9 protein-coding genes are annotated in these 13,404 nt (G+C 41.3%); 2 read left to right on the top strand and 7 right to left on the bottom strand.

Annotation, left to right across the window (positions count from 1 at the left end; translation table 11 throughout):
- Positions 1-34 precede the first annotated feature (34 nt).
- The 3 genes from MR041_RS13585 to aroC form a co-directional block, all read right to left on the bottom strand.
- Positions 35-1,360 carry a dicarboxylate/amino acid:cation symporter gene (locus MR041_RS13585; RefSeq protein ID WP_242094793.1) on the bottom strand — a complete coding sequence of 442 codons (1,326 nt, stop codon included), beginning with the start codon at positions 1,358-1,360 and terminating at the stop codon, positions 35-37.
- A 105-nt stretch (positions 1,361-1,465) separates the two neighbouring features.
- Positions 1,466-2,020 (bottom strand): acyl-CoA thioesterase, encoded by a 555-nt coding sequence (locus tag MR041_RS13580; protein ID WP_242094792.1) that lies wholly within the window; start codon positions 2,018-2,020, stop codon positions 1,466-1,468.
- 283 nt (positions 2,021-2,303) lie between these two features.
- Complete coding sequence (gene aroC, locus MR041_RS13575) at positions 2,304-3,365, bottom strand: chorismate synthase (RefSeq protein WP_242094791.1); 1,062 nt, start codon at positions 3,363-3,365, stop codon at positions 2,304-2,306.
- Positions 3,366-3,591: 226 nt separating this feature from the next.
- Between aroC and MR041_RS13570 the strand changes: the two genes are divergently transcribed.
- Complete coding sequence (locus tag MR041_RS13570) at positions 3,592-4,458, top strand: UDP-2,3-diacylglucosamine diphosphatase (RefSeq protein ID WP_242094790.1); 867 nt, start codon at positions 3,592-3,594, stop codon at positions 4,456-4,458.
- A 427-nt stretch (positions 4,459-4,885) separates the two neighbouring features.
- On the opposite strand, the gene MR041_RS13565 is transcribed toward MR041_RS13570, so the two are convergent.
- Together MR041_RS13565 and MR041_RS13560 are read right to left on the bottom strand one after the other, a co-directional pair.
- The gene (locus MR041_RS13565) at positions 4,886-5,119 is read right to left on the bottom strand and encodes a hypothetical protein (RefSeq protein ID WP_242094789.1); all 234 of its coding nucleotides are present in this window, start codon (positions 5,117-5,119) and stop codon (positions 4,886-4,888) included.
- Positions 5,120-5,502: 383 nt separating this feature from the next.
- On the bottom strand, positions 5,503-8,424 hold the full coding sequence (locus tag MR041_RS13560) for an FAD-binding and (Fe-S)-binding domain-containing protein (protein WP_242094788.1): 2,922 nt from the start codon (positions 8,422-8,424) through the stop codon (positions 5,503-5,505).
- Positions 8,425-8,573: 149 nt separating this feature from the next.
- On the opposite strand from MR041_RS13560, the gene MR041_RS13555 reads away from it, so the two are divergent.
- A complete protein-coding gene (locus MR041_RS13555) occupies positions 8,574-9,053 on the top strand; it encodes a porin family protein (protein ID WP_242094787.1) in 480 nt (159 codons plus the stop codon).
- A gap of 76 nt (positions 9,054-9,129) precedes the next feature.
- Here the strand turns inward: MR041_RS13555 and bshA are convergent, their stop codons facing one another.
- Together bshA and MR041_RS13545 are read right to left on the bottom strand one after the other, a co-directional pair.
- Positions 9,130-10,266 (bottom strand): N-acetyl-alpha-D-glucosaminyl L-malate synthase BshA, encoded by a 1,137-nt coding sequence (gene bshA, locus MR041_RS13550; RefSeq protein ID WP_242094786.1) that lies wholly within the window; start codon positions 10,264-10,266, stop codon positions 9,130-9,132.
- Between the two features lie 87 nt (positions 10,267-10,353).
- Complete coding sequence (locus MR041_RS13545) at positions 10,354-13,311, bottom strand: serine hydrolase domain-containing protein (protein ID WP_242094785.1); 2,958 nt, start codon at positions 13,309-13,311, stop codon at positions 10,354-10,356.
- Positions 13,312-13,404 lie beyond the last annotated feature (93 nt).

The following is a 13,404-nucleotide window of genomic DNA, read 5'->3' as shown; positions in this document are numbered from 1 at the left end:
GTTGTTTTAATGGTTTTAATTAAAAATAAAAATTTTATTTGACTTCATCATAATGGTCATCCCATTCTTTAGGTTTAGGATCATGAATCTTATCCAAAGATTTGGCTACCAGCATGGATACGGTGGCATCTCCGGTAACATTGACTACCGTTCTGCACATATCCAAAGGCCGGTCTACCGCAAAAATAAGTGCTAATCCAATAGGCAGTAATTCTCCCGGAAATCCTATTGATTCCAAAACAATTACAAGCATGACCATTCCTGCGCTTGGCACAGCAGCACTGCCGATTGATGCCAATAAGGCTGTTAAAATAATGACCAACTGATTGGTAAACGTCAATCCCTCAGGCCAAATAACCTGCATGATAAATACGGCCGCAATGCCCTGGTACAGGCTCGTTCCGTCCATATTTACCGTGGCACCAACAGGCAAGACAAAACCTGAAACTTCCTTGTCTACGCCTAAATGTTCTTCAACGCGCTCCATGGTAACGGGTAAAGTAGCCGCACTGCTGCTGGTAGAAAAAGCCAGGAGCTGGGCAGGACTTATTTCTTTTAAGAACCACAAGGGTGATTTTTTGGCAAATACCCCCACGAGGGTCAGATAAAAAAGAATCATTACAATGAGTCCTCCAACAACACACAAGGAATAAAATAGAAGCTTTACCAGTATTTCAGTGTCGTCGAAGGCAATGATCACATTAGCCAACAGCGCGAAAACGGCATAGGGCGCAAAGAGCATGATCAAATCTACCATTTTCATAACCACCTCGTTGAGTGAATCGAAAAAATTAATTAAGGGTTTTGCTTTTTTCTCACCAATGAGCAAGAGACAGATACCTACAAACAAAGCGAAGAAGATCACCTGCAGCATGGAAGCCTCAGCAAAGGCTTTAAAAATATTACTGGGAAAAATATCGACCAATGCCCGCAGCGGACCCGCATCTTTCTGGGCTGTTGCCTCCATTAATTTATCGGTAACTCCGGCATCGTTTTCGTATTTCAATTTAATTTTTTCTATCGTGTCCTGGGGCATTCCTTTACCGGGTTGGATCACATTAACAATACTCAATCCGATAATGATGGCCACCACTGTCGTTGATATATAAATGGAAATGGTGCGCAATCCCATGGACTTTATCTTAGAAATGTCCTTTAAATCAGATATCCCCTTAATTAAAGAAGCCAAAATCAAGGGCACTGCAATGAGTTTTAAGAGGTTGATAAAGATGGTTCCAAATGGTGCGATCCAATCAGATACAAATCCCTTGCCGCCATCAACAGAATTCATGATGAATCCGAACAGGATGCCAAGAACCATTCCTATAATAATCTTCCAGTGTAATGCTAGTTTTTTCATAAATCAATTTTATATCCCGGGAAAAAGTACAATTTGTTTACTCAGGCAAGATAAGTATTTTTAATGTCTTAATGCGGTCAAGGCCCATCTGGCAGTTGTTCGAAATTATGAATTGGATTCTATGGACCAATTCTCTATGATTTTCTCTGTTAGTTTTTCGTTCTTTTCATTAAACATATCAATGAGTTCGTGCCTTTGAGACGGTACGTTTTTAACCTCAAGACCTAAGGCTTTTATGATTTCGGATGACGGTATGGTTTCTCTGCCCTTCTTTGCCAAACCATTAGCAAAACAAGCTGCAATGGGTTTTCCATTTCGGATAATCTTTTGTTCGAAATAAAACCAGGTGTCGTCCACATAGGACATCTTGGTATAGACCGAGGCCGCCTGGAACATTTTTAAGGGCCTGTAAAACTGAACATTGATGGCTTGATTGGGGAAAAACCACTTGTTCCTGGTGGCCACTTTGAAAAAATTAGATCGCACCATAAAATCGGCCCGTCCCATCTCGAAAACGGTCATTATGGCGGCATGGTTCATCACCGACACATCGATATCTGTAATCCATACCCGAAAGTTAAGGTGCGTCGTCTCTGAGCCTTGCAATTTGGGTCGGTACTTTGCCCTTGCGATCGTCAATAAAAGTTTAATCCATCTCATCTTTTAGAAATTATACCCTTCCTAATATCATCAATGTCCTCTAAACCGGGACATAGGGGTCTTGGAAACCCGATATCGTACTGGCCTATGCCCACAGCTTTGATCATCTAAAGTCATTAACCTCATCCCTGTAATCCTCATACCATAACAGTGATGTCATACCTTTGGTAAGGAAAGATAAAAAGAATTACGCAATTTTAACAGCTTACTGACGCCCTATCCATTGTTTATACATGGCGTTCGCATCACCGATGCATCCCATTGAAAAGGTACATCTATAAATCTATTGATAGATTTTATTGATTAGGAAAAAGTCTGCGATTACCAAAGCGGCCATGGCCTCAACAATCGGAACGGCACGGGGAACCACACAGGGATCATGCCGTCCTTTCCCCTGCATCTCAACGATCTGACCCTCCTTATCGATGGTCTCATATTTCTGAATTAAAGTAGCTACCGGTTTAAAGGAAACATTAAAATAGATATCCATACCATTGCTAATACCACCTTGAATACCGCCTGAATAATTTGTTTTGGTGGTACCATCGGTATTGAAAGCATCGTTATGTTCACTCCCATACATCGTACTGCCATGAAATCCACTGCCGTATTCAAAACCCTTTACCGCATTAATAGAAAGCATGGCTTTCCCCAATTCGGCATGCAATTTATCGAACACCGGCTCTCCCAAACCAACGGGAACGTTTTTTATAACACAACTTACAACACCGCCTATGGTATCCCCTTTACTTCGAACCTCTTTGATGTAGTTCTCCATCTTCGCGGCCATATCCTTATCCGGACAACGCACCACATTCGATTCTACCTGTGTCAGGTCCAGTTCACTATAGGGCTTATCTAAGGCCATTTTACCAACGCTGGATACATAGGCCACAATGCCGACCTCCTTAATTACTTGTTTGGCAATGGCTCCGGCAACAACGCGGCAGGCCGTCTCACGAGCCGAACTTCGCCCACCACCGCGATAATCTCTTAACCCATATTTTTGATCGTAGGTATAATCGGCATGACTTGGCCTGTAACTGTCCTTGATATGACTGTAATCATGCGATTTTTGATTGGTGTTTTCTATGACAAATCCAATCGGTGTTCCGGTAGTCCTTCCCTCGAATAGTCCGGAATGAAATGCAACCGAATCCGGTTCCTTGCGTTGCGTAACAATGGCCGACTGCCCCGGTTTTCTTCTGTTCAATTCGCTTTGAATGGCTTCCAAATCCAAATGTATACCAGGCGGACAGCCGTCAATGACACCGCCCAAGGCAGGACCATGGGATTCGCCATAGGTGGTTAATTTAAATAGTTTTCCGAAGGTATTTCCAGCCATAATGAAATTTTTTGCTAAAATAAATCTTTTTTAAGAATCTAATGGTGCAAAACCTTATGTTAATGAACAGGTTTAGGCTTATACCATTGTACTCCAATGATACCTTACTCGGAAAAAACCATGAATTCATAACGATAACTTAACAATATACTCATATAGAGATAATTATGAGGTAATGATTTAATAATACAAATAGTATTTATTTACCCCTTTAAACAGCATTCCCTTGAAACTTAAACGAAAAGTTGAACTCGTCGTAATCTCCGATGTGCATTTAGGCACCTATGGTTGCCATGCCAAACAGCTATTGACCTACTTGAACAGTATAGATCCAAAAAAGCTAATTCTTAACGGTGATATTATTGATGTGTGGCAGTTCAGTAAGCATTATTTCCCTAAATCGCATTTAAAGGTCATCAAAAAATTTATCGACATGGCTTCCAATGGTGTAGAAGTCATATATATTACAGGAAATCACGATGAAATATTTAGAAAGTTTGCCAACACAGAAATTGGAAATGTGTCCATCGTAAACAAAAAGGTTTTGGAACTGGATGGAAAAAAAGCGTGGTTCTTTCACGGCGATGTTTTCGATGTCTCCATACGAAAGGCCAAATGGCTGGCAAAACTCGGTAGTTATGGTTATACACTATTGACCCTTCTCAATAGACTGGTTAACTGGTATCTGGAATCTCGAGGAAAAGAACGCTACTCCTTGTCCAAGAAAATCAAAAACAGTGTTAAAGGCGCTGTCAAATATATTAATGATTATGAGTCCGTTATATCCGATTTAGCCATTGAGAAAGGCTATGACTACGTTGTCTGCGGACATATTCACCAACCTAAAATGGAATACATTGAAACCCCATCAGGTAAAACGATGTACCTGAACTCCGGTGACTGGGTTGAAAATTTTACGGCATTGGAGTATCAGTTCAAGCGTTGGAAAGTGTATAGCTTTAACAGTGATAAGCTTCTGCCGTTCTCTGTAGATGAAGACAATGACGATTTAGATGGTATACAGGATGTCATCGCTGCCATAACCATAGTGAGTCAAAAAGAACAGGAGCACCGTCAGAAGAAGCAGGCCTGATACGGTAGATACATCTGCCTATGTATGGGAATTCCTATTTTAATCCGGCGGATTCGACAGTAGTGTGCATATTCATTATAAGGTAGAGGTCCTATTCTGTAACCTATCCTACCATGGGCCTTATTTGGTAGCTCAGGATAGCTGAAGGTAGAGCATAAAAAGACCGTTTTTATCCTGAACGGTCAAACAGGGCTATTAACCTATCACAAGGTCAATTTTTAATTTCATGGTACTTAGAACCCACTATACCAAAGAGGTGTATAGTACTGATAGTTATTAATGCCGTTTATTCTTGAATACCTTATGCATTATGATATACGTTATTAGAATAAAGCCTAAAATGATTACAATAATCTCAATTTTTTCGATCATCATTTGGTAGATTAGGGTTTAATAGTGTCTTTTCGAGTACTGAGCAACCTATGTTCTAAGGTAATGGTTTCCCGTGATCACATTTTAATTCGGAACGTTCTGTACGCATGAACTCCAACTCCTGGGAAAAGGAGGTCAAAGGTGTTCCCTTTTCTTTAACTGTGTAATTCATTTTATGGGCTTTTGCCACCGGTAATGAAGGGTTTTTAAAACGGTTATACTCATCCCGTTCTATGAGACTAAACAAAGTGTTGTTCTGGAGGTCGCTTTTAAGGCATCTGATATCCATAACTAATATGTAAGGTTAAATTATTAAATGCGTTTGGGTAGATCAAAATTAGTGAATGTTTCTTGGTTGCAGTGGTCGCTATTGCCCGTTCATGGATAGTCTATATCGCCAACTGGTCAATACTATCGCGATCAGGATGCAAAAGCAGCCATAACAAGGCGTGAATTACAAATCATATTTATCTCTAAAACAACCCCTTATTAACAAATGTGCCCATTAAAAGAACGGCCTTGACATAAAAATAAACGCGTGATAGAAAAGATATCCAGATTCATGAATTTGAACGAACTCACTGAGAATATGATTTAAAACCTTGAAAAAAAGGGGTGAAATGTCTTAATTCAGGATAGATTCACCGAAGATATACAGGTTAACACCTGTATTTACAATAGGGCTTTTCTTAACACAGAAATAGGGTGTTCTGCTTCACGCTGTGTCCCATCTTTTATCTGATGTCTGCAACTCGTACCGTTGGCGCTGATAATCACGTTTTCAGGTGTGTTTCTAATGGCAGGAAACAAGCGTTGCTCTCCAACTAGCATACTCACTTCATAATGTTCCTTTTCATAACCAAAACTTCCAGCCATACCACAACAGCCACTGGGAATGATCGTAACCTTGTAGTTCCTGGGTAAATTCAACACTTCAAAACTCGAAGACTGATTGGCCAGTGCCTTTTGATGGCAATGCCCGTGGAATTTAATGGTTTTGCTTTCCGAAGTAAATTGTTCCGGTCTTATGTTACCCAGTTTAATTTCGTTGTGTATAAATTCCTCAATGAGAAACGTATTTCGAGCGATGGCTTCTGCGGCCTGCAAATCGTCAGCCAGTTTTAGATATTCATCCTTAAAGCTTAAAATTGCCGAAGGCTCAATACCTATCAAAGGGGTCTCTGCCGTAATGACATCCTTGAAGACAGCAACATTTTTATTGGCCAGCACCCTGGCCTGTTCGAGTAATCCCTTTGACAAAAATGCACGACCAGATTCTTCATGCCCGATAATCTGAACCTCATAGTTCAAACCCTCCAGCAACTCCAATGCATCCATGCCGATAGCCGTATCTAAGAAATTAGTGAACTCATCGTTAAACAGGTACACCTTCTTCAGGTAGCGGCCCTGTTTTCTGTTCGTTCTGAATTCCGAATAGTGTCTGTACAAGCTTTTATCCGACACCAATGGCAGTGTCCTGGGCTTGGCAATTCCAAAGGTCCATTTTAAAAGGGAAGCTGAGATGCTATTCGACAGCATTGCATTCGACAGCCTGGGCATGCGACTGGACCAGGTGTTTATGCGGTTGTTGTAAGCAAATAGTTTGGTTCGTAAAGACACCCCATTATCCTTTTGGTATTGGTATTGAAATTCTGCCTTTAAACTGGCTACATCCACGCTGCTCGGACATTCACTGGCACAGGCTTTACAGCTCAGACACAAATCGAATACGGACTTAAGTTCATCATGGTTGAAGGGATTGTCTTTAGTCGAATGGGTTAAGAACTCCCGCAATGCATTCGCTCTTGCTCGGGTGGTATCCTTTTCATTACGGGTTGCCCGATAACTGGGACACATCACACCCCCGAATTCAGGCAACTTCCTGCAATCGCCTGAGCCATTGCATTTTTCAGCTTCTCTTAATATCCCTTGAGATCTGGAAAAATCGAGAAGGGTATGTATTTCGGGTTCCTTTCTATCCACCGTATAACGCAGGGACTGATCCATGGGATAGGCATCGACTATTTTCCCGGGATTAAAAATGCAGTGCGGATCGAAGGCCTGTTTAATACGTTTTAATATCTCATAATTCTCCTCTCCGATCATCATGGGAATGAACTCTGCTCTTACGATGCCGTCGCCATGCTCTCCACTCATGGAACCCCCATAACGCTTAACCAATGTGGCAACATCAGTCGTAATTTTCCTAAATAATGAGACATCTTGCTTTCGTTTGAGATTGAGTATCGGACGCAGGTGAATTTCCCCCGCTCCGGCATGGGCATAGTAGACTGCGTCCTGCTTATAGTCGCGCATTAAACTGGTGAATTCAGAAATATAATCCGCCAGGTCATCTAAAACGACTGCCGTGTCCTCTATACAGGCTACCGCCTTTTTATCACCAATGATATTTCCCAGCAATCCAAGACCCGCACTTCGCAAGGTCGTAGCCTTATTTACATCGTCACCAAAGAGCATAGGATGGGCATAACTCAAGCCCGTTTGTTTTAAGGTTTCTATTAGTCCCCCAGCCTGTGCTTCAACCTCTGCTTTGGTGTTTGCACGCACTTCACACATTAATATCGCCTTGGGATCACCCTGCAGGAAGGTTCTGTTTTCCTCCTGGGTTTTATTGTTCCTCGTACAGTCTAAAATCGTCTTATCCATCATTTCACAGCTGTACAAATCATGCTTCATAAGCGGCACTACTGCTTGTAAACATTTTTCTATACTATCAAAATGCGCCGCCACCATAATCGCTTCCGAAGGCGGCAGTACATCCAATTTTAAGGTCATTTGCGTCGTAAAGGCCAGTGTGCCCTCACTGCCGGATAAAAGCTCACACATGTTAAATGTCCGAGAGGATGCATTGAATACTTCCGTTTGAATCAATGCATCAATGGCATAACCTGTATTTCTCCTGTGAATTTCAGGTTTTGGAAAAATCTCTAATACCCGCTCCTGAACGGCACTCGGCTTTAATTCCTCATAAATGGTCCTGTAAAGGTGTCCCTCCAAAGTATCCTTTTTGGTCTTTTCTAAAAATTGGGCTGTGGTAAGTTCACCAAAAACCACTTCGGTACCGTCGCTTAGGATGGTATGCATCTCTAAAACTTTATCCCGTGTCACCCCGTATTTTATAGAGGTGGAACCCGAAGAATTGTTCCCAACCATGCCCCCTAGCATACACCGATTGGAAGTGGAGGTATTCGGTCCGAAAAACAGCCCGAAGGGTTTCAAATAGTTGTTTAAAGCATCGCGAACCACACCGGGTTGCACGGTGACCGTTTGCCTGTCTTTATCGAGATGCAGAATCTTTGTAAAGTGCCTGGAAACATCGACTACGATACCGGAACCGACGCACTGTCCCGCCAATGATGTTCCGGCCGTACGCGGAATCAGACTCGTTTGATGCCTTTCCGCAAATTGTATGAGTTTTCTAATATCTTCAACGGTCTCCGGATAAGCCACCGCCAGGGGTAACATACGATAAACCGATGCATCCGTGGCATAAAGGGATTTTAAAAGGTCATCGAAAAACAATTCCCCGGAAAGCGTATTTCTTAAGGCCTGTAAATGTGGCTCTAACCCCATTATTGAATAACTTAGTTTATAAATTTAATTTGCCGATAAAGATAATTACATTTTTGGCGCTATTTTTGTAAATATAAGGCAATGTTGAAAATGATCTGTTTTTAACCATTGACCGTATATTAACAACAAAACAAAAAACTTTAAAATTTATGAAAAAAGTATTTTTATTAGCAATTGCTCTCATTGGATTTACATTAACATCAAATGCTCAGGCCATAGCCGATAATGCGCTGGGGTTAAGACTCGGTGACAGTGATGGCTTCGGTGCCGAAATTTCCTATCAACGTGCTTTAGCCGATAACAACCGTTTGGAATTTGATCTGGGATGGCGTGATGGAAATAACTATGATGGCTTTAAATTAGCCGGATTGTACCAATGGGTGTTTCCTCTTGATGACATGTTTAACTGGTATGTCGGTGCCGGTGGTGGCTTAGGTTCATTCGATTATGATAACGGTACAGTGAGTGATAGCGAAACGTTTTTCTTTGCTGCCGGCGACATTGGAATTGAATATAACTTTGATATTCCATTGCTAATATCCCTGGATTTCAGGCCTGAGATTGGTTTTGGGGATTTTAATGACGATTTGGATTTCGATATTGCATTGGGTATTCGCTATCAATTTTAAAACCCAATACCTTTCCCATATAAAAAAAACATCCCGCCTGTGGCGGGATGTTTTTTTTTACTATCACCTCTCAGTACTATAATACCAGACATTTGGTTAAAGTATCCTCATAAATGGCTTCGTATTGCGGCACTATGGTATGCAGGTCAAATTTCAGGGATTCTTTTCTGGCATTTTCCTTAAATGTTTTTAGCCTTTTGTCATCGCCTAAAATGTATAGGGCCTTCTCAGTCATATCGTCTATATCACCGACATTGCACAAATACCCGGAAACACCATCGACATTAACCTCGGGTATACCACCCGTATTACTTGAAATAATCGGCACACTGGAGGCCATAGCCTCAAGGGCAGCTAAACCAAAGCTCTCTGTTTCCGAGGTGAGCAAAAACAAATCACTGAAATAAAGTATTTTATTGATCTCATTGCTCCGTCCAAAGAAAATAACCTTATCAAGAATGCCTAGTTCCTGACACTGGTATTCAATCCTTTCCCTCTCGGGCCCCTCTCCAATTAACATTAATTTTGCCGGCATTTCCTTTTGAATGTTATAAAACACCTCTATAACATCCTGGACACGCTTTACAGGTCGTAAATTACTGATATGGGTAATAATTTTTTCTTTATTGCTGGCCATCATGGTACGATGACAATCCGTAAACTTGTAATCATGCTTATCCAGATCAATGAAATTCGGTACCACATGAATTTCGTTTTTAATATCGAAAAGACGCAATGTGTCTTCTCTGAGGCTATGAGATACCGCCGTTACAGCATCAGATTTATTTATACTGAAGGTCACCGCAGGCTTATAAAACGGATGACTCCCAACGAGGGTAATGTCGGTACCATGTAAGGTGGTGACGATCGGCACATAAATCCCCTCTTCCTGAAGCATTTTTTTGGCCATATAAGCGGCATAAGCATGAGGTATTGCATAATGCACATGCAATATGTCGATCTTGTGCAGCTTCACCATATCCACTAACTTACTGGACAAAGCAAGCTCATAGGGCTGATAATGAAATAAAGGATATTCCGGTACCGTGACTTCATGATAATGTACATTGTTGCTCAGTAATTCCAACCTAACAGGTTGGTTGTACGTAATGAAATGAATTTCATGTCCCCGTTTGGACAATTCTAAACCCAGCTCGGTGGCCACTACGCCACTTCCTCCAAAGGTCGGATAACAAACGATTCCTATTTTCATTTTAAAGTTATAAGTACGTTTAAGTTTAAAGTACGTTAGAGTTTAAAGTACGTTAAAGTTATAAGTAAATTAAAGTTAAAAGTACGATTAATTGTCGATTGCTTCATAAATCAAACGTTGAATTGAGGTTCTTATATTTTTCTTTAATAGCACATTGTTTTCAGCTTTAGGATAGGTTCTATTGGCCAAAAACACATACACGATTTCTTCTTCGGGATCAGCCCATGCATAGGTGCCCGTAAATCCCGAGTGACCAAAACTGGTCATAGATATACAACCACAGGTAGGGCCTTCTTCACCCAGCTGTGGTTTGTCGAATCCTACACCTCTTCTGTTATCATGATCGCAATAATAACAGGTGTTGAACATATCGATGGTTTCCGGTTTTAAATAACGCTTTCCCCCATAGAAACCGCGTTGTAAATACAGTTGCATAATCTTAGCCACATCGTTGGCATTACTGAAGATACCGGCGTGACCTCCAATTCCATTCTGCATGGCTGCTCCCATATCATGCACATAACCATGTATTTCCTGATACCTAAAATAATCATCGTCCTCAGTAGGTACAATTTTCTTATCGCTTACCTTATCATAGGGATTATACATCGTATGATTTGCGCCGAGGGATTCGTAAAAATGATTTTGCACCAGCTCGTCCAATCTTCTGTCGTAATGATACTCAATAAATTTCTTTAGCATATAATAGGGGAAATCGCTATATCGGTAACGTCGTCGCTGCAATAGCTCCGACTCTTTGATGATTTCCTGAATGGAATCTTCGTAATCTGTCCTGAGATAAAGATTCTTGGCGACTTCAATATTAAATGCCTTGCTTTTTTCAGAACTGTAATATTTCGGACTCGGTTTAAGGGTAATGGAATCCAGCGTCTTGTAGTAAAACGGTTCCCATGGGCGTAATCTCGCGTAATGCGACAACATACTTTTTAAGGTGATATGCGCCTTATTGGAGTCCTCGTACTCGGGAAGAATCTCCGGAAGTTTAGTGTCCAAACTCACTATACCCTGTTCCACTAACTCCATCAGCAATGGCAGAGTGGCCAAAATTTTGGTCAACGATGCAACATCATAAATATCATCAGACTGTACTTCCTTCTTTCCTTTATAGGTGTGCTTCCCAAAATTTTTATTATAGATTACTTTGCCCTTTCGAGCCACCAGAAGTTGAATACCGGGGGTCATTTTTTCTCGAATCGCCAACCGGGCAACTGAATCTATTCTATTCAACCGCTCAGAATTCATCCCTACATGTTCCGGCAATCCATAGCTTAACCGTTTTATCGCATTAAGAAAAATGCCATCACCCACCTTAAAATGCGTTCCTGCAGAAACCGGCATCACCCCTTTCGAGGGAATGGCGCCGAAGAGTAACTGTGCCGATTTTTCCTGAGCAATCCTGCTGTTCTGATAACTTACAACAATGCCCTCTATATCCGATATATCCTTTAAATCGATTAAGGCATATGGCTTTACGAAAACATCTAAAATCACCTGATGGGTTTTCGATATCTCACTGATCCAGTTCAATTGGCTTTCATTAAATTTATAAGGCTTCCACGGATTGTCGTTAGATCGGTGAAAGCCAACTATGACCGTGTTATAGGCGTTTAACTTATTGGTCAAATCCTGAAAATCATCCGATTCGATTTTATGAATTTTAGTGTATTTTTTGAGCGCCTCATAAAAGGTGTTACCCGAGTCATCACCCAATTCGACATAGGCGAATGATTTGGTTTCCAAGTTTCGAAAGGGCAATATATTGTTCGCGTTCTTTACAATGGTCAGGGCATTTTCCATGAGTTCTTCATAGAGCACATCATCCTTGAGTCTGTTCAGGTCTTCCGCCAGATTATACAGTCCGACGGGCTCATAGTTGTTCAGTCCCACCTTGTATTTTGCTCGAAGCACTTTTTTGACCGAATGCGCAAGACGTTCCTCGGATATGTCACCATCATTAAAGGCTGCTTCAATTCTTGCGATCCCTGCTGGCACATCTTCTGAAATAAGCAGCACATCATTACCGGCCTTAAAGGCTTCCAGGTCTATTGCACCGCTGGTTGTAAATTTATGGGATGTACTTCCATCGACATTGGGTACGGCCAGATCGGCAACACCTCTCATATTTAGGGCGTCCGTGAAAATAATACCCTTAAAACCAAGACGCTCCTTTAAAATATCCGTTATTATCGTTTTGGATAAAGAGGACGGGTACCCCAAACGCGACTCCAGGCTGGGCACATTCAAATGGGCCACCATAACACTCGACAAGCCCTCTTTAATGAGCTTTCTGTAGGGATATAGTTCAATGGAATCAATTCGTTTTTCATCGAAACTAATCGATGGCAAGGTTTTATGCGAGTCCTGGTCGGTGTCGCCATGCCCGGGGAAATGCTTTGCATTGGCTAAAACACCGGCATCCTGCATGCCCTTCATAAAAGCTAAGGCCTTTTCGGTTACATTATCTCTGCTTTCTCCAAAAGAACGATTACCAATGATGGGGTTATTTGGGTTGGTATTGATGTCCACTACGGGTGCAAAGTTAAAATGCACACCTAAACGTTTGCAGTGTTCGCCAATGTACTGGCCGGTGCGTTCTATAAGTTTATTATCCTTAATAGCACCTAAGGTCATATTCCATGGAAAGGCATAGGTGGAATCCAAACGCATGCCCAGACCCCATTCTGCATCCATACCAATTAATAACGGTACTTTAGAAATGGCTTGAAATTCATTATTGAGCCTGGCCTGCCTCAGAGGTCCTCCCAATGAATAAATGACACCCCCCAATTGATAGTCCCGAACCAAATCGATATTGGCCTGTCTTGTTTTCTCATCCTGATTGGAAAATACCATGATCATATAGAGCTGACCGATCTTTTCTCTGAGCGTCAATGCATTGTAAACACTATCGACCCACTTCTGTTGCGCCTCAAAATCTTCGCTTGCTAGAGGATCACTATGTGTTTGGGCAAAAGCGGATATATAAACAGATAAATAAAGAACAATAAAATAGATATGGCGCATACAAAGGACATTAATTAATCATTACCAGAAATCGGAGTAACAACTGGGACAAATTAATACATTTAGAATGAAGTAAAAAAGACTTTATGATAG

The organism is Aestuariivivens sediminicola (genome assembly GCF_022662015.1).
In the GTDB taxonomy this organism is placed as follows: domain Bacteria; phylum Bacteroidota; class Bacteroidia; order Flavobacteriales; family Flavobacteriaceae; genus Aestuariivivens; species Aestuariivivens sediminicola.
The sequence above is the reverse complement of the archived record's forward strand: the minus strand, read 5'-3'. Positions and strand labels throughout refer to the sequence as shown.